Source organism: Caldicellulosiruptor sp. F32, assembly GCF_000404025.1.
GTDB lineage: Bacteria > Bacillota > Thermoanaerobacteria > Caldicellulosiruptorales > Caldicellulosiruptoraceae > Caldicellulosiruptor > Caldicellulosiruptor saccharolyticus.
This window is the reverse complement of sequence record NZ_APGP01000008.1, coordinates 56,215-74,325: the sequence shown is the minus strand read 5'-3', so window position 1 is coordinate 74,325 and position 18,111 is coordinate 56,215. Positions and strand designations below refer to the sequence as shown.

Here is an 18,111-nt window from a genome sequence, read left to right as displayed (position 1 = left end):
AGAAATATCTTCAAAGATAGATATTCTCTCAACAATGAATATAAAACCATTTGCTAATATTACTTTAAATAGACAATTTTATTATAACATTTTGCTTACAATTCCTTTTGGTTTTTTATTGCCACTATTAAGAAATAAATCAATAAAAAAGGTATTATTGAAAGGTATAGCTTTTTCAATAAGTGTTGAATTACTTCAACTGCTTATTTCTTTTTTGATAAAATTCCCGTACAGAACATGTGATATAAATGATATTATTTTAAATACCTTTGGTGTTTTTATGGGCTTTGTTTTATGGAAACTGTTTACCGTTATTTTAAAAGCAATTACAAAAAAATCGAATTTGAAAAATGACAAGTTTATTAACTATATTTTGGGGCAAAAAAATATTTAGATAAAAGTGGCTGACTAAAAATATTTTGAGTGCTTATTATTAATTATGTTCAAACAAATATTATAAAGAAGGGACTACCCAACATCTTATTGGACAGTCCCTTTTTCTTTTTAATTTTAAAACTCAATTTTCAATAATAAATAAAAAACTAAGTTGCAGAATAAAGTAACTTTAAATCATTTGCAAATATTTCAACCTTAGCAAGGTCACAAATAAGAGCTTTTAAAAATGGGTATTTTTCAAACACATCTGCTTTAATTGAATAAATTCTTTTTTGTGCCTGGTTTCTTGCTTCTATAAGCCCCACATTTTTAAGATATGCAAGGTGGCGCGACACCTTTGGTTGACTTTCTTGGATTAACTTTACTAAACTACTTACATTTTGCTCACTATGGGCTAATATATTTAATATCCTAAGCCTTGTTGTGTCTGATAATGCGTAGAGTATTTCATTTAACCTTGATTTTCTCTCCCCTTCGTACAAAAGACTATGACAATTAAATTATAGCACGTTTTTGAACAAAAATAAACATACTTATATACACATATTCATATATAAATATTGACACATCTTACGAAAAAGAGTTATAATAAGAGCGAATAAAAAAGAGGGAGTGGGAGGAAATGGAACTTCCAAAAAGGGTGATAGGCGAAGCAGTATTAAAACAGGTGATTAGATATCTTTCGAATAACCCCGAAGAGAATATGGGCAAGATTTTGGACCTTACAGAAAAGATAGTAAGGCGTGAGAGGGATAAGTGGTATATACAGAGTGCAAAGAAGTATTTGCTTGATCCCAATAGTTCTTGGCATCACTATGCAATGAGAATTATAAAAGAGACAAATCCAAAGGTAAGAGAGAGAATTCTTATCAATTTCTTCTTAAATGCAGGCTTTATTGGTGTACCAAAGCAATTAGAGCTCATTAAGAAATACGATATAAACATTCCATACGCTATTTTGATTGATCCGACAGCTGCTTGCAACTTGCACTGCAAAGGCTGCTGGGCAGGAGAATATCAAAAGGCTGCTAAACTTGATTATGAAATCTTAGACAGAGTAGTAAAAGAAGCTCAAGAGATAGGAGTATACTTTATAATCTTCTCAGGTGGAGAGCCACTTCTGAGAAAAGACGATATACTCAAGCTTTGCGAAAAGTACGAAGATACAGTGTTCTTGTCATTCACAAATGCCACACTAATGGATGATGAATTCATTGAAAAGGTTGCAAAAGTAGGTAACTTAGCATTTGCGATCAGTATTGATGGCTTTGAAAAGTCAACAGATGAAAGACGCGGCCAGGGTGTATTTAAAAAGGTTGTCACAGCAATGGAAAAACTAAAAGAAGCAGGCGTTGTATTTGGATTTTCTACAACATATCATAGGTACAATGTAGAAGAGGTATCGTCTGATGAGTATATAGATTTCTTGATAGAAAAAGGTGCAAAATTTGGTTGGTACTTCACATATGTTCCTGTTGGCAAGGATGCGGATGTATCATACATGGCAACACCAGAGCAGAGAGCTTACATGTACAAGAGGATTGAAGAGATCAGGTGGTCAAAACCAATATTTGTTCTTGATTTCTGGAACGATGGAGAGCCTGCTGGTGGGTGCATTGCAGGTGGAAGAAGATACCTTCATATAAACGCAAACGGTGATGTTGAGCCTTGTGCATTTATCCATTTCTCAAATGTCAACATAAAAGAATGTTCACTGCTTGATGCGCTAAAGTCACCACTGTTTATGGCATACAGAAGGAATATTCCGTTTAATGAGAATCATTTGAGGCCTTGTCCAATGATTGACAACCCGCTCAAACTCAAAAAGATTGTTGAAGAATCAGGTGCACATCCAACCCAAATTGGTGGTGAGACAGAAACTGCTGAAGAGCTTGCAAACAAGCTACTTGAATACTCAGAGAAATGGGGCAAGGTTGCAGATAAGCTGTGGGAGCAGAGAAAACAAGGTATTCCTCAGAACAAGGTTGACTTGTCTGTGATAGAAGAGGTAAAGAACTAAAAAGTAATTCTATGTTTTAATGAAGATAATAACAAGAAAGGGCAAGCTGTGGAATAAAGTTAGCTTGCCCTTTTTGAATTATATTTTAAGCATAGCTTTTGCTACCTTCAGTAAGTCCATTTCAATAGGTATGGTTCTCAACTGTCTGTATGTCAAGAATGCACATAGCAATACCAAAAACACCAAGTCTTCAACTGGCAAGTAAACGCATTTTGCCCAAATCATCAATGACCATATTCCAGGAACAGTTCCGAGGTTGTCTTTCTTATACATCAAAAGCCCTAAAAATGATCCGAGAGAAAAAAATATTATTGGAGCTATGCCATAAAGTAGAAATAACGCTCCTAAGCTTGCAGCGATGGACTTTCCACCTTTGAAATGAAGAAAAACAGAATATGCATGACCTAATATGACCATAAAGACAACAAGATAAAGTTTCGGTCCTTTCAAAAAAAGCACGTATTTGGCTATGTAAGCCACAAAATATCCTTTTGAAATATCCAAGATAAGCGAAGGCACACCTGCTTTTACTCCTGCCATTCTAAATGCATTGGTTGCACCTGGATTTTTGTCAGGAGCATTTGTTATATCTTTATTGAAAAACTTCTTTGTGATAATATACGAAAAGGGGATACTTCCAATCAAAAATGAGATAAAAGAAAATACAATAATCATTATTTATAATCTCTGTGATGAATTGTTTGTACAAATTTTAACTCATTTTATTGAATAATTCAAACCATTAGAGAAAAATTTTCAAAAAGTGGTGATTTGGTTTATGAAAAAGATAAGGGACGGAGTGTACACCAATGAGTATGCAATTTTCTTCATGACAGAAGAGATACTAAAAGAGCTGGATGAAGGTGTTATGCAGCAAGCCAAGAATGCATCCCAGATTCCAAACGTAGAGTTTTTGGGCTATACACCTGATGTGCATATTGGCAAAGGCACATCAATTGGGACAATAATTGTATGGGATATGTCAAAGGCATGGATTTCGCCAACAATTGTAGGTGTTGACATAGGCTGTGGTATGAGACTTATACTTACAAAATCATATGCAGATGATATAGACAAAAACCTTTTAAAGAAGATGATGAATGAGATAGAAGAACTTATTCCAACAGGTGTTGGAAAGAAGAACAAAAAGATTTCTCTTTCACGCTCAAAGTATGAAGAGTATTTGCAAAACACAGAGATTGACAAGGACATATCAGATAAGATGATTTTAATTCATGAGTTTGATCTTGACACCATACCTGATGAAGCGTACGAGATTGGCAAAGAGCAGTTTGCAACACTTGGTGGCGGTAATCATTTTATTGAGTTTCAAAAGCTTCACGTAATAGATGAGGTGGTTGCGAAAGAGTGGGGGCTTTTTGAAGGTCAGCTTGTTGTGATGATCCACTCAGGTTCAAGAAGGTTTGGCGCAGTTATTGGGGATTACTATCAGAAAAAGTTCAAAGATGTGATGAAGTCAAAAGGTATCACAACTCCAGACCCTCAGCTTACCTTTTTACCAATTGACAACAAAGTTGCAAAGGATTATATTAAAGCTATGCAGTCAGCAGCAATTTATGCAAAGGTCAATCGCCATTATATGAGCAATTTCATAATATCCATTTTGGACAAACATGGGATAGAAGGCTGGGTACTATATGATATTGCACACAATATAGCGTATATGGAAAGATTTGCAAACAGAGAAAAGCTTGTAATAAGAAAGGGTGCAACAAGGGCTTTGCCACAGAATCACTATTTAATTCCAAATCCAAAGTTTTCAAAAACAGGGCATCCTGTGATTTTGCCGGGAAGCATGGGTTCAAGTTCGTATCTTATGAGAGGAATTGAAGACAATATAATTAGCTATCACACAGTCAACCATGGAGCTGGAAGAGTACTTTCTCGAAACAAGGCAAAAAAGACAATTTCGGTTGAAGAGTTTTCAAAAGCCTTAAGACAAGGCCAGGAGAATGAGATACTAATAAATACAAAGAATCTAAAGGATTTTTTAGATGAAAGTCCGCAAAGTTATAAGGACATCGATACTGTTATAAATTCGGTTATTACCTCAAGGCTTGCCGTGCCTGTTGCTAAGATGACACCACTTGGTGTTATCAAGGGGAAAGATTAAAAAAACAAAAGGGATGAGATTTTTGAAGATGAATGATGAGAGAAAGCTTTACTGGCTTTGGCTTTATACTATAAAAGGAATAGGTCCTAAAAAGTTTCGGCAAATAAAACAAGAGTTTGGGAGTTTAGAGAACGCGTATTTGAACAGGAGAGAGTTTAATTTAGATGGCTTTTCTTCATCTATCAAACAGCTAATTAGAGATTCTGATTTAAAAGAGGCAGAAAAAGTCCTTGAATTTTGTATCAAGAATAGTATAAATATAATTCTTGAAGATGATGAATTTTACCCAACAGAGTTTAAAGATTTTGACTACTCACCTGTAGTACTCTTTGCAAAGGGCAATACGAATGTGCTAAAAGCCCAATATAAGATATCCATGGTTGGGACAAGAGAGCCAACATATTATGGAAAAAGAGTTGCAAAAGATCTTGCAAGTTTGGTTGCACAGCAGAATATAGTTGTTGTAAGCGGTATGGCACGCGGAATTGATACATTCTGTCACATGGGAGCTTTAGAAAATGGCACCACAATTGCTGTTTTAGGCTGTGGTGTTGACATTGTCTATCCTAAGGAAAATTACAAGCTGTACAACCAGATTGTAGAAAAAGGATGTGTAATTTCTGAATTCTTGCCAAAGACGCTACCAGATAGGATGAATTTTCCGCAAAGAAACAGGATTGTTGCGATGCTTTCTCCCTGCTTGGTTGTGATTGAGGCAGCAGAAAAGAGTGGTACATTTTCCACTGTTGACTTTGCACTTGAGATGGGCAAAGAGGTTTTTGCTGTACCAGGTAATATCTTTTCACAAAAGAGTAGTGGTACAAACAGGCTAATAAAAGAAGGTGCAAGGATTGTATGTTCATATCAGGATTTTTTAGAGGATTTAAAGCAGATTTATAACCTTTACCCAAGACAACTTAGTATATTTGATACTGAGGAAGAACTCTCTGAGGAAGAGAATACTATTTTAAAACTCTTAGATGCTATAGGTGAGGCTCATATTGAGAATTTGATTTCTTTGACAAACTGGTCAGCAGGGAAGGTTGCAAGTGTGATAACCTCGCTTGAGATAAAAGGCAAGGTTGCAAGAGAAAGAGGAAATGTGATTGTTAAGATATAAAAAAATTCCACGATATAGGGGGTAAACACTCATTGAAAAAGCTTGTCATAGTTGAGTCACCTGCAAAGGCAAGGACAATTGCAAAGTTTCTTGGCAAAGAATTTAAGGTAGAAGCCTCAATGGGACACATAAGAGACCTGCCAAAGAGTGATTTGGGTGTTGATATAGAAAACAACTTTGCACCAAAGTATATAAACATTCGCGGAAAGGCAGATGTGATAAACAGGCTCAAAAAATCCGCACAAGAAGCAGAAAAGGTGTACTTAGCCACAGACCCTGACAGGGAAGGTGAGGCAATATCATGGCATTTGGCAACAATCTTGGGTCTTGACCAGAACGATAATGTGAGAATTACATTTAATGAAATAACAAAAAAAGCTGTGCAAGAGTCCTTGAAAAATGCAAGGCCTATTGACCAAAACCTTGTAAATGCCCAGCAAGCAAGAAGGGTGCTTGACAGGCTTGTCGGCTACAAGCTCAGTCCTTTTTTGTGGGAAAAGGTAAAAGGCGGGCTTTCTGCAGGACGTGTGCAGTCTGTTGCGACACGGCTTGTTGTTGAACGCGAAGAGGAAATAGAAAACTTCAAGCCAGAAGAGTACTGGACTTTAGAGGCGGTATTCAAAAAGGATAATCAGGAGTTTAAAGCAAAGTTTTATGGTAGCAAAAAAGGCAAGATTGAACTTAAAAATCAAAACCAGGTAGATGAAATTGTAAATCAAATTAAGGACAAAGAATTCAAAGTAACAAAGCTAAAAATTACCGAGAAAAAGAAAAACCCGCCCCCGCCTTTTATAACAAGCACTTTACAGCAGGAAGCATCAAGAAAGTTAAGATTTACACCTGCTAAAACCATGATGATTGCCCAGATGCTGTATGAAGGTGTTGAGATAAAAGGTGAGGGAAGCGTAGGTTTAATTACGTACATGAGAACAGACTCAACAAGGGTTGCTGAAGAGGCACAAGAGGCTGCAAGAAGAATAATTTTGCAGAGGTTTGGTAAAGAATATGTTCCTGAAAAACCAAGAGTGTATAAGACAAAAAAGGATGCTCAAGATGCGCATGAAGCGATAAGACCAACCTATATCGAAAAAGACCCAGAGAGCATAAAAGATTCTTTGACGCCTGACCAATACAGACTGTATAAGCTCATCTATGACAGATTTTTAGCATCACAGATGGAAAGTAGCATATACGACTCTTTGTCAGCAGAGCTGGAAGTTGAAGGTTATGTTTTTAAACTCACAGGCTCAAAGTTAAAGTTTGCAGGATTTATGGAAGTATATGTTGAAGGAAAGGATACAGACGAAGAAGAGGAAGAAAACCAGCTTCCAGAGATTTTTGAGGGCGAGATGTTAAAGCCAATCAAGCTTGAGAAAAAGCAGCACTTTACACAGCCGCCTTCGCGCTATACAGAAGCAACGCTTATAAAAGCATTGGAAGAAAAGGGAATAGGAAGACCAAGCACCTATGCTCCCACCATTCAGACAATTTTAGAGCGAGGTTATGTTGTAAAAGAGGATCGCTTTTTAAAACCAACCGAGCTTGGAAAGGTTGTTACAAATATTTTAAAAGAGTACTTCAAGGACATAATAGACATTGAGTTTACAGCAGAGCTGGAAGAAAATCTTGATAGAATAGAAGAAGGCAAAGCTGATTGGGTGGAGATTGTAAGAAAATTTTATCTGCCGCTTGAAAAAGAGCTTGAAACAGCTCGAAATACCATGCAGCAGATTAAGGTTGACGATGAGGAGACAGATGTTGTCTGTGAAAACTGCGGAAGAAAGATGGTTATAAAGAAAGGACGATATGGAAGGTTTTTAGCATGCCCAGGCTATCCGGAATGCAAAAACACAAAGCCCTATTTTGACTATTTGGATGTTTTATGCCCAAAATGTGGTAAAAAACTTATTGAAAAAAAGTCAAAAAAGGGTAAGAAGTATTTTACATGCGAAAGCTACCCTGAGTGTAACTTTATAGTATGGGAAAGGCCAGCCAAAAACTGTCCAAAATGCAATCAGCTGATGTTTGAAAAAGGCAAAAAGAGAAGCAAAAAGCTTGTATGTTCAAATGAATCATGCGGGTATGAAGAAAAGATAGTTGAAAAAGGTGAGTGAAGATAGAATGAGAATAACAGTGATTGGAGCTGGACTTGCAGGTGTTGAAGCTGCAAATGCCATCACTAAGTTTGGCATCAAAGTAAGACTGTATGAAATGAAACCGAAGAAATTTTCACCTGCACACAAACAGGAAGGATTTGCAGAGCTTGTTTGTAGCAATTCTCTAAAATCAAGACTATTGACAAACGCATCAGGGCTTTTAAAAGAGGAGATGAAACTCTTTGGTTCGATTGTGATGGAGGCAGCTTACAATACCCAAGTTGAGGCAGGCCAGGCTTTGGCAGTTGATAGGTACTTATTTTCTGAGTATATAACAAAGAAGATAAAACAAAATCCTCTAATTGAGGTTATACACGAAGAAGTAACAGAAGTCCCAAGAGACGAGGTTGTGGTTGTTAGCACAGGTCCTTTGACCACAGAAAGTCTTCTTGAGGATATATCAAAGCTTTGCAATAGCAAAAATCTCTATTTTTTTGATGCAGCAGCGCCAATTGTATTAAAAGATTCTATTGATTTTTCAAAGGCTTTTTTTGCATCACGCTATAATAAAGGTACAGATGACTATATTAACTGTCCTATGACAAAAGAAGAGTACGAAAGGTTTTACTATGAACTTGTAAATGCTGAAGTCATCGAAGTAAAAGACTTTGAAAGAGATTTGTTGTTTGAAGGCTGTATGCCAATTGAAGAAATGGCAAAAAGAGGAATTAACACAATCAGATTTGGACCGCTAAAGCCGGTTGGTATAATTGATCCAAAAACCGGTAAGATGCCGTATGCAGTTGTGCAGCTTAGAAAAGACACTCAAGATGGAAGACTTTATAACATGGTTGGGTTTCAGACAAGGCTCAAATGGGGTGAGCAAAAAAGGGTTTTCAGGCTCATTCCAGGCTTAGAAAATGCAGAGTTTGTAAGGTATGGTGTTATGCACAAAAACTCTTATATAAACTCACCACAGGTTCTGACAAAGTTTCTTTCGCTTAAGAAATATCCAAATATCTTCTTTGCAGGGCAGATAACAGGTGTGGAAGGATATTTAGAGTCTGCTGCAACTGGAATTGTGGCAGGGATAAATGCGGCAAGATATGTTCTTGGCAGAGCTCAAATTACTCTTCCTCCGAGTACCTGTATTGGTGCTCTAATTGAGTATATAACAACACCCAAAAAAGATTTTCAGCCCATGAATGCAAACTATGGTATAATATCAATTGATGAGGAGATTGCAAGAATAAAAGACAAGGAAAAAAGAAAACTTTTGATTGCTGAAAAATCGTTAAGTGTATGCAGAGAGATAGCTAATCAAATTTTTTAATAATTTGAAATTTATGGAGGTTTGCTATGTTTCATGCAACAACAATTGTGGCTGTGAAAAAAGGCGAAAAGGTTGCTATAGCTGGTGATGGTCAGGTCACATTTTCACAGAACATGATAATGAAACAGAATGCTAAAAAGGTGCGAAAGGTTTACAATGGCAAGGTTTTGGTTGGTTTTGCTGGGTCTGTTGCAGATGCTATAACCCTTTGCGAAAAGTTTGAAGAAAAGCTTGAACAAAATAGTGGCAATTTGCAAAAGAGCGTTGTTGAGCTTGCAAAAGAGTGGAGGCAGGACAAAATTCTACGACGGCTTGAGGCACTCATGATTGTTGCAAACTCTGAGCATTTGTTTGTAGTCTCTGGAAGTGGCGAGGTTGTTGAGCCTGATGACAATATTGCAGCAATTGGCTCTGGCGGGCCGTATGCACTGGCTGCAGCAAGGGCACTCGTTCAGAACACTAACCTTGAGCCAGCTGAAATTGCTAAAAAAGCTTTAGAGATTGCAGCTTCTATTTGTATATACACAAATAACAATATTACAGTTTTAGAATTGTAGGTGATAATGAGATGAATGAATTAACACCTCAAGAGATAGTAAGAGAACTTGACAAGTATATAGTTGGTCAAGAGAGGGCAAAAAGGTGTGTGGCCATTGCCCTGAGAAATAGGTACAGGCGTGCAAAGCTCCCAAAAGAGCTTCAAGATGAAATAACACCCAAGAACATTTTGATGGTGGGACCAACAGGTGTTGGTAAGACAGAGATTGCAAGACGGCTTGCAAAGCTTGTAAATGCTCCCTTTGTAAAGGTTGAGGCAACTAAATTCACCGAAGTTGGATATGTTGGAAGAGATGTTGATTCAATGGTTCGAGACCTTGTGGAAAATGCGATTTCTCTTGTCAAGAGCGAGTACATGGAGAAGATGAAGGAAAGAGCAAAGGCACTTGTTGAAGATAGAATTTTGGAGATATTAATCCCTGAACCTCATGCGAGAAAGGCAGGGTTTAAAAATCCTTTTGAGGCGCTTTTTGGTGCTCCATCGCAAGAACCCGAACAGACTTACCAGACAACAGATGACTATATCAGAACACAAAGAGAAATTTTAAGAGAAAAGCTTAGGTCTGGCGAGCTTGAGGACAAGGTAATAGAGGTTGAGGTAGAGGACACTGTAAAACCTCCATTTGAGATGATAATGGGCACAATCTCTGATGAGATGGGGATATCGTTTCAGGATGTGTTTGGGTCTCTGTTCCCTAAAAAGAAAAAAAAGAAGAAGATGACAATAAGAGAAGCGCGAGAGGTTTTGGAGCAAGAAGAGTACAATAAACTGATTGACATGGATGAGGTTATAAAAGAAGCAATTCATCGTGCAGAACAGCATGGAATAATATTTATTGATGAGATTGACAAGATAGCTGGTAGGGGTTCAGGTGTGGGGCCAGATGTGTCAAGAGAAGGTGTACAAAGAGACATCTTACCTATTGTTGAGGGCAGCACTGTCATGACAAAGTACGGGCCTGTCAAGACAGACCATATTTTGTTTATTGCAGCAGGAGCTTTTCATGTTGCAAAGGTCTCGGATTTAATACCAGAGTTGCAGGGAAGGTTTCCTGTTGTTGTTGAGCTACATGCTTTGACGGAAGAGGACTTTAAAAAGATTTTGACACAGCCAAAAAATGCTATTACAAAACAGTATATTGAGCTTATGAAGACAGAAGGTGTGAACATCACGTTTACTGATGATGCAATAGAGGCTATTGCAAAGGTTGCTGTGAAGATAAATGAGCAAAGTGAAAATATTGGTGCGCGAAGACTTCATACTGTTGTTGAGAAGATAATGGAGGATATATCGTTTGAGTATGCGAATGTCGAAAAGCCAATTGATGTTGTGATTGACAAAGACTATGTTTATTCTAAGGTATCAGACATGATAAAGGACAAGGACCTGAATAGATTTATTATCTAAAGTTCTTTACTTTTTAGCAACTTGTGAAGGGAGCAAAAATATTCATGCAGCAAAGTCTTCTCGAAAAGGTCAGAAAGATAAACAGGATTGTTCAAAGCAAAGAAAAAGAAATTCTGGATTTTCAAAAGCTCTGCTGTGTTTTAGGTGATGTCACAGATTCAAGTGTATTTTTCATTGACGCAAATGGTAAAGTGTTTAGCAAATATCTTATGCCATTTGTAAATGTTGATTTGAAACTTTCTGAAAATGAAAGGCTAAGTTCAGAGATTCAAAAGTTTTTGTGGTCATTTGTTGACACAAGGGTAAATTTAACACTTTCTGAAATAGCAAGGGTTGTCGAGATTGAAAGTACGAAGGTTGATATAAAAGATGTGATTTGCGCAATAATACCTATAATAGGTGGCACAAGGCGATTTGGGACAGTATTTTCTCTTAAAAGCTATGCTAATTTTACAGAAGATGATGTAATTCTTTTAGAGTATGTTGCTACTATTATTGGGTTTGACCTTTTGAACTTGACAAAAGAAGAGGATGAAGAAGAAAAGAAGAAAAGAGAAATGATAAGATCTGCAATTGACACACTTTCAATTTCAGAACTTGAAGCTCTAATTCACATATTTGAGGAGCTGAAGACAAACGAAGGGCTTTTGGTGGCAAGTAAGATAGCAGATAGGGTAGGAATTACAAGATCTGTAATTGTAAATGCCCTCAGAAAGTTTGAAAGTGCAGGACTTATCGAAACAAGGTCTTTGGGACTAAAAGGCACTTATATTAAGGTGTTAAATGACATGGTAAGAAGTGAGATTGAAAAGTATAAGGATAAACTAAAGGTAAAGTGATTTTAACAGAGGCCGTAGATTTCAAGGGGTTAAAGAGGATAGTAGGGTAGAAACCTGCTATCCTCTTGTCTTTTTTAATCTTGTTCTGACATTGTCTTAAAAAATTTTGTATGGTATTTTTATCAAAAATTTTGTAAAATAGAATAAAAGATTGTCGAGAAATAGAAGGAGAAAGAAAAAAATGATTAATATGTTTGACAAGATAGACTTTTATAAAAAAGCTTTGGATTATGCGTGGAAAAGGAACGAAGTTATCTCAAACAATATTGCCAATGCCGACACCCCCGGATATAAAGCTAAGGATTTAAATTTCAAAGCGTTTTTGCAAGCATATTTAAATGACCAAAATAACTTGGAGCTCATAACAACAGACAAAAGACATATAAAAGCAGAGCAAAGTTCTGGTACCAGTACTAAAGATAGTGCAATTGAGATTTTAGACAGTAGCTTTCAGATGAGACTTGATGAAAATACAGTCGACATTGAGCAAGAGATGGGAAAACTTTTGCAAAACTCTCTGTACTTTGACGGTGTAAGCCTTCAGCTTTCCAGAGAGATAAACAAATGGAAAACAGTTATAAAAGAAGGTAGGTGAGATTAAAAAATGGGAATGTTCGATGCTATAAATATCTCGGCCTCCGCTTTGCATGCCCAAAGAGTAAGAATGGATGTAATTGCCCAGAACATTGCAAATGCTAACACAACGCGCACGGAAGATGGCACTCCTTACAGGAGGAAGATTGTTGTGTTTGAAGAAAGAAAACAAAGTTTTGGTGATATATTGAATGAGAAATTAAATGCAAGCAGTAATACATATGCTGGTGTTAGAGTAAAAGCAATTATTGAGGATACAAGCCCGTTTAAAAAGGTCTATGATCCCACTCATCCAGATAGTGACCAAAATGGCTATGTGAACTACCCTAATGTTGACATTGTTACTGAAATGGTCAATATGATTGAGGCCTCTCGCGCATATGAAGCAAATGTCACTGCTATGAATATTACGAAATCTATGATAACAAGGATATTTGAGATAGGAAAGTAAAGGTGGAAAGACTTGGTAATTAATTAAAAGGAGGGTATTAATTAAAATGATAGGAAGTATTAATTTTGATAGTATATCAAAACTTTTTGAAAAGCAATTTTCAGATGTAGGTAAAAATGAAAAATCAAACTCTTCCACATCGTTTATAGACTTTCTTTACAAAGCGTTAGAAGGTGTTGATAATCTTCAAAAAGAAGCAGATTATCAAAATCAGCTCTTTACTCTTGGTCTTACGTCAAATCCCCAAGATGCAATTGTTGCGTCTGAAAAGGCGTCAATGGCACTGCAGCTTACTTTACAGATTCGAAACAAAATTTTAGATGCTTACAATGAAATTATGCGCATGCAGGTGTAGCTGTGTGCATATCTTTGCGGGGAGGTATTGTAGTTGCCTCAATTTTTAAATGATTTTTTAAAGAGGATAAAAGAGAGGTTAGACAAACTTTCTAAATCGCAGAAAATAATGCTTATTGTATCATCTTCTATAATCATATTATCGGTAATAATTGCTCTTTACGTTACTACACGACCTCATTATGTAGTTCTTTTTTCAGGCCTTGATCCAAAGGATGCAGCGCAGATCCAACAAACTCTTCTTGAACAAAAGATTGATTCAAAGGTGACAAATGGTGGTACAACTATTTTAGTAAAAGATACTGATATTGATAAAGCTAAAATGGTGGCAGCACTTTCTGGTTATCCTAAAAGTAGTGAGATTACATTTGAAGATGCTCTGAAGCTTTCAAGCTCAATGACAGCGACAGAGTCGGACAAGAGGAGAACGTTTATAAAACTAAAAGAGAGCGAAATTCAAAGGGCTTTAAAGGAGATGACTGATTACATAGACGATGCAGTTGTGAACTTGAGTGTGCCTGAAGACTATACATTTGCCTTAAAGGATGAGACTACAAAACCCACTGCAAGTGTGAAACTCACACTCAAAAAAAGTTTGTCAAGCGACCAGATAGAAGGCATTCAAAGATTTGTTGCTGCCTCGGTAGAAGGACTTTTACCTGAGAATGTGGTAATAATTGATAATAAAGGAAATTACCTTTCTGATAACTCATTTGATAGCAGCGAAGGAATTTCAAGCAAACAGCTCCAGATAAAGATTGCAACCAAGAATGAAATAGAAAGAAAGGTAAAAGAACTTCTTGGAAACTATGTAAGCTCACCTGAGGATGTAAAGGTTTCCGTAAATTTAGATATGAATTTTGATATGCAAAAGGTAAGCGAAACAAAGTATAGCCCTGTTTTAGAGGACGGTGGGATAGTTGTCTCAAGAAAGACAACTAAGGAAGAGGCACAAAGTACAAATGCAGGGGCAAATGGTATACCAGGTACTGATACAAACCCCACTCAAAATAATCCCCAATACCCACTTAGCAGTCAAGGTGAGCAATCTTCATATTCAAAGACTGATGAGACAGTAAATTACCAAAATAATGAAAAAAAGATTGAGACAATTAAAGCACCTGGTACAATCAACTATGACAAGTCATCAATTGCAGTTGTGCTCTATAGATATGTTACTTACAGACAGAAAGACTATGAAAAGTCTAATCAGGCGAAAACAATGAGCTGGGATGAGTTTAAGCTTCAAAACCAGAACAACAAAAGGTCATTTTTAACAGACCAAAAAGAGGTTGAGAATATTGTAAACCTTGTAAAAAGCGCAACAGGGATTCAAAATGTCACAGTTGAAGGATATGAAATTCCAACATTTGTTGACAAACCACAAAGACAGATTCCACTTGATTATATCTATGTTGCGTTTGCATTTTTACTTTTGATGGCGTTTGCTATTAGTCTTTTGATAAAATCTCTCAAGGTCAAACCTGCAAAACAGGTTGAACTTGCAGGGGTGGGTGAAGTAAGTATACCTTCAGAGCAAGAGAAGGTTGAAGAGGTTTTACAAGAGGTACAGAAGAAGAAAGAAGAGCAGCCAATTGAAGAGATAAATATAGAGGAATTTGGTGTAAGCCAGTATGAAAAGCAGATAGATAAGCTTCTTCGCGAAAAGCCGGAGGTTGTTGCTCAGCTTCTAAGAAACTGGCTTAATGAAGATTGGGAGTGATATAAAAGATGCCAAGAGCGGGGGAGATTTCCGGCAAGCAAAAAGCTGCAATGCTTTTGATAGCATTGGGGCCTGAACGATCTGCTCGAATCTTTAAACATTTAAAAGAAGAGGAAATAGAAGAGCTCACCTTAGAGATAGCAAATATAAGGACTGTTTCGCCTGAACAAAAACAGGCTATATTAGAAGAGTTTTATAACCTCTGCCTTGCCCAAGAGTATATTGCAGAAGGCGGTATTGACTATGCAAAAGAGGTCTTAGAAAAGGCGCTTGGCCCTGAAAAGGCAAGAGAGGTTATTGAGAAGTTGACCGTGTCTTTGCAGGTCAGACCTTTTGATTTTATTCGCAAGGCTGATGCTTCCCAGATTCTCAACTTTATCCAAAATGAGCATCCGCAGACAATTGCACTTGTTATATCTTATTTAAAACCACAGCAGGCAGCACAAGTTTTAGCATCGCTTCCACAAGAGAAGCAAGCTGAAGTTGCAAGGCGAATTGCACTTATGGACAGGACCTCTCCAGATGTCATTCGTGAGGTTGAAAAGGTGCTTGAGAAAAAGCTGTCTTCTGTTGTGATGCAGGACTATACTGTTGTTGGCGGTATTCAAGCAATTGTTGATATTTTGAATTCAGTTGACAGAGGTACAGAAAAAAGGATATTAGAAGCTTTAGAGCTCGAGGATGTTGAACTTGTTGAAGAGATTAGAAAACGCATGTTTGTATTTGAAGACATTGTCAAGCTTGACAACAGGTCCATTCAAAGAGTTCTGCGTGAGGTTGAGAACAATACACTTGCAATTGCTCTCAAAGGCACAACTGAAGAGGTCAGACGTGTCATATTTAGCAATATGTCAAAGCGTATGGCTGAGATGATTCAAGAAGATATGGAATACATGGGTCCTGTTAGAATACGCGATGTTGAAGAGGCGCAGCAAAAGATTGTCAATATAATAAGAAAGCTTGAAGATGCTGGCGAGATTGTTATATCTCGTGGCGGGGGAGATGAGATAATTGTCTAATGTGATTAGAAGTAATCAAGTGCTAATCCAAAATCCTGTTGAGACAAACTACAAGGTAATTTTAGAAAAGCTTATAAAGGCGAAAGCAGAGATTGAACACTATGAACAAAAATTAAAGGAACAGCAAGAGGAATTCAAACGGCAGCAAGAGCAGAATGAAGCGTTTAGAAAAGAAGCAGAAGAAGTCTTAGAAAAGGCAAAAGAAGAAGCAAAGAGGATTATAAAAGAAGCAGAGACTCAGGCAGAACAAATTAAAAAAGAGGCTTTTGAAAAAGGGTTTAATGATGGTTTGAGCCAGGGATTGGCAGCAGCTGAGGCAGAATATCAAAAAAGACTGCAAGAGATAGAAATACTGAAAATGCAGGTTTTGGCCGAGCGTGAAAGAATACTAAAAGATGCTCAAAATGAATTAATGATTCTTGTACCAAGAATTGTAGAAAAGGTTGTGGAAAAGGAAGCACGGGATAGGGAATTTTTGAAAAATTTTATCAAAAATGCCATTTCTCAGCTTTCAATAAAAAATGGTTTAGTTATAAGGACAAGTGAAGAAGATTTTGAGTATGTGAAGCAAAACTTAGATGAGATTTTAAGGGGAGTTGAAGGTGTTGACAAAGTAGAAGTAAAAGTTGACAAGGCACTTTCATTTGGTGACATTGTGATCGAAACACCTTATGGATTTGTCGAGACAGGGATAAAAACAAGGCTTGAAAAGCTTCAAGAGATAGTCTTTTCAATAATAGGTGATTGATATGTTTGAAAGATTGAAAACAAAAATAGAGAGTACGAATTTTTACCAGTTTACTGGTTTTGTAAATCAGGTTATAGGGCTGACAATCGAGTCTATAGGTCCTGCTGTCAGTATTGGCACGCTTTGCAAAATAAAAACAGCAAAGTCAGAGACATTGGCAGAGGTTGTAGGGTTTAAAGATAACAAGGTGCTTTTGATGCCGTATTCTGACCTTGTAGGTATCTTTCCAGGTTGCAAAGTCATTGCACAAGACAGTATTTTTGAGGTCAAAGTAGGAGAGGAGCTTTTGGGCAGAATTTTAGATGGGCTTGGACAGCCAATTGACGGCAAAGGTGAAATAAAATCTAAAATAAAATATCCTGTTGAAAACAGAGCGCCAAACCCTCTTGAAAGGCCGAGGATAGATTCAGTAATGCCACTTGGGATAAAGGCGATAGACGCTCTGATCACAATTGGCAAAGGCCAAAGAGTGGGAATATTTGCAGGAAGTGGCGTTGGCAAAAGTACACTTCTTGGCATGATAGCAAGAAATGCAAAGGCTGACGTGAATGTTTTGGCTCTAATTGGTGAGAGAGGGAGAGAGCTTAAAGAGTTTTTGGAAAAGGATTTAAAAGAAGAGGGGTTAAAGAGATCTGTTGTGATTGTTGCAACTTCTGATGAGTCAGCACTAAAGAGGGTTAAGGCTGCTTATGTTGCAATGGCAATTGCCGAGTACTTTCGCGACCAGGGCATGGATGTTCTGTTTATGATGGACTCACTTACACGATTTGCGATGGCACAAAGGGAGATTGGTCTTGCTATCGGTGAGCCACCTGTTTCAAGAGGCTATACTCCCTCTGTCTTTAGTATAATGCCAAAACTTTTAGAACGAGCAGGTAAGAATCAAAAAGGGTCTATTACAGCTCTTTATACAGTACTTGTTGACGGAGATGATTTTAATGAGCCAATTACTGATACAGCAAGGGGTATTTTGGACGGGCATATAGTTTTGTCGAGGTCGATTGCGAACAAAAATCACTATCCTGCAATAGATGTACTTGCAAGTATCAGCAGGGTAATGAATGACATAGTAAGCCCTGAGCACAAAGAGGTGGCAAATGAGACAAAGCGGATTTTGGCAACTTATAAAGAAGCTGAGGATTTGATTACAATTGGTGCTTACACAAAAGGTACAAATAGCGAGATAGACAGGGCGATTGATCTCATGCCGCGGATAAATGAATTTTTAAGACAAGATGTTGAGGAGAGTTTCGAATTTGAACAGGAACTTGAGATGTTAAAAAGTATTATTTCTTAAAATGTAGATTTCTAAAAAAGG

18 protein-coding genes are annotated in these 18,111 nt (G+C 37.2%); 16 read left to right on the top strand and 2 right to left on the bottom strand.

Features of this window, described 5'->3' with window-relative positions; translation table 11 throughout:
* Positions 1-394, top strand: a 394-nt coding sequence (locus H964_RS00920; protein WP_162151426.1) for a VanZ family protein, incomplete at its 5' end; no start/stop codon positions are given.
* 148 nt (positions 395-542) lie between these two features.
* On the opposite strand, the gene H964_RS00915 is transcribed toward H964_RS00920, so the two are convergent.
* Entirely contained in the window at positions 543-878 is a 336-nt protein-coding gene (locus tag H964_RS00915) for an ArsR/SmtB family transcription factor (protein ID WP_039763847.1), read from the bottom strand.
* 140 nt (positions 879-1,018) lie between these two features.
* Between H964_RS00915 and H964_RS00910 the strand changes: the two genes are divergently transcribed.
* Positions 1,019-2,416 carry a radical SAM protein gene (locus tag H964_RS00910; protein WP_039763844.1) on the top strand — a complete coding sequence of 466 codons (1,398 nt, stop codon included), beginning with the start codon at positions 1,019-1,021 and terminating at the stop codon, positions 2,414-2,416.
* Positions 2,417-2,494: 78 nt separating this feature from the next.
* On the opposite strand, the gene H964_RS00905 is transcribed toward H964_RS00910, so the two are convergent.
* Positions 2,495-3,091 (bottom strand): glycerol-3-phosphate acyltransferase, encoded by a 597-nt coding sequence (locus H964_RS00905; protein ID WP_039763842.1) that lies wholly within the window; start codon positions 3,089-3,091, stop codon positions 2,495-2,497.
* A gap of 103 nt (positions 3,092-3,194) precedes the next feature.
* On the opposite strand from H964_RS00905, the gene H964_RS00900 reads away from it, so the two are divergent.
* The 14 genes from H964_RS00900 (at position 3,195) to fliI (ending at position 18,090) form a co-directional block, all read left to right on the top strand.
* Positions 3,195-4,550: an RtcB family protein gene (locus tag H964_RS00900; protein ID WP_039763839.1), complete on the top strand. Its 1,356-nt coding sequence runs from the start codon at positions 3,195-3,197 to the stop codon at positions 4,548-4,550.
* Positions 4,551-4,578: 28 nt separating this feature from the next.
* Positions 4,579-5,670, top strand: coding sequence for a DNA-processing protein DprA (gene dprA / locus H964_RS00895; protein ID WP_039763852.1), 1,092 nt, complete (start codon positions 4,579-4,581; stop codon positions 5,668-5,670).
* A 32-nt stretch (positions 5,671-5,702) separates the two neighbouring features.
* Complete coding sequence (gene topA / locus H964_RS00890; RefSeq protein WP_039763835.1) at positions 5,703-7,784, top strand: type I DNA topoisomerase; 2,082 nt, start codon at positions 5,703-5,705, stop codon at positions 7,782-7,784.
* A 7-nt stretch (positions 7,785-7,791) separates the two neighbouring features.
* On the top strand, positions 7,792-9,099 hold the full coding sequence (gene trmFO / locus H964_RS00885) for a methylenetetrahydrofolate--tRNA-(uracil(54)-C(5))-methyltransferase (FADH(2)-oxidizing) TrmFO (RefSeq protein ID WP_039763832.1): 1,308 nt from the start codon (positions 7,792-7,794) through the stop codon (positions 9,097-9,099).
* 26 nt (positions 9,100-9,125) lie between these two features.
* Positions 9,126-9,656, top strand: a complete 531-nt coding sequence (gene hslV / locus H964_RS00880; protein ID WP_011916789.1) for an ATP-dependent protease subunit HslV — start codon at positions 9,126-9,128, stop codon at positions 9,654-9,656.
* An 11-nt stretch (positions 9,657-9,667) separates the two neighbouring features.
* A complete protein-coding gene (hslU, locus tag H964_RS00875) occupies positions 9,668-11,065 on the top strand; it encodes an ATP-dependent protease ATPase subunit HslU (protein ID WP_039763828.1) in 1,398 nt (465 codons plus the stop codon).
* Between the two features lie 44 nt (positions 11,066-11,109).
* Positions 11,110-11,904: a GTP-sensing pleiotropic transcriptional regulator CodY gene (gene codY / locus H964_RS00870; RefSeq protein WP_039763825.1), complete on the top strand. Its 795-nt coding sequence runs from the start codon at positions 11,110-11,112 to the stop codon at positions 11,902-11,904.
* Positions 11,905-12,085: 181 nt separating this feature from the next.
* Entirely contained in the window at positions 12,086-12,499 is a 414-nt protein-coding gene (gene flgB / locus H964_RS00865) for a flagellar basal body rod protein FlgB (protein ID WP_011916792.1), read from the top strand.
* A gap of 9 nt (positions 12,500-12,508) precedes the next feature.
* Positions 12,509-12,949: a flagellar basal body rod protein FlgC gene (gene flgC, locus H964_RS00860; RefSeq protein WP_039763822.1), complete on the top strand. Its 441-nt coding sequence runs from the start codon at positions 12,509-12,511 to the stop codon at positions 12,947-12,949.
* 46 nt (positions 12,950-12,995) lie between these two features.
* Positions 12,996-13,304, top strand: a complete 309-nt coding sequence (gene fliE, locus H964_RS00855) for a flagellar hook-basal body complex protein FliE (RefSeq protein WP_011916794.1) — start codon at positions 12,996-12,998, stop codon at positions 13,302-13,304.
* Positions 13,305-13,337: 33 nt separating this feature from the next.
* A complete protein-coding gene (gene fliF / locus H964_RS00850; protein WP_039763819.1) occupies positions 13,338-15,026 on the top strand; it encodes a flagellar basal-body MS-ring/collar protein FliF in 1,689 nt (562 codons plus the stop codon).
* Positions 15,027-15,034: 8 nt separating this feature from the next.
* Positions 15,035-16,045, top strand: a complete 1,011-nt coding sequence (fliG, locus tag H964_RS00845; protein ID WP_011916796.1) for a flagellar motor switch protein FliG — start codon at positions 15,035-15,037, stop codon at positions 16,043-16,045.
* Between the two features lies 1 nt (position 16,046).
* Positions 16,047-16,793 carry a FliH/SctL family protein gene (locus H964_RS00840; protein ID WP_237738156.1) on the top strand — a complete coding sequence of 249 codons (747 nt, stop codon included), beginning with the start codon at positions 16,047-16,049 and terminating at the stop codon, positions 16,791-16,793.
* A gap of 1 nt (position 16,794) precedes the next feature.
* A complete protein-coding gene (fliI, locus tag H964_RS00835; RefSeq protein ID WP_039763815.1) occupies positions 16,795-18,090 on the top strand; it encodes a flagellar protein export ATPase FliI in 1,296 nt (431 codons plus the stop codon).
* The last annotated feature ends 21 nt before the right edge of the window (positions 18,091-18,111 follow it).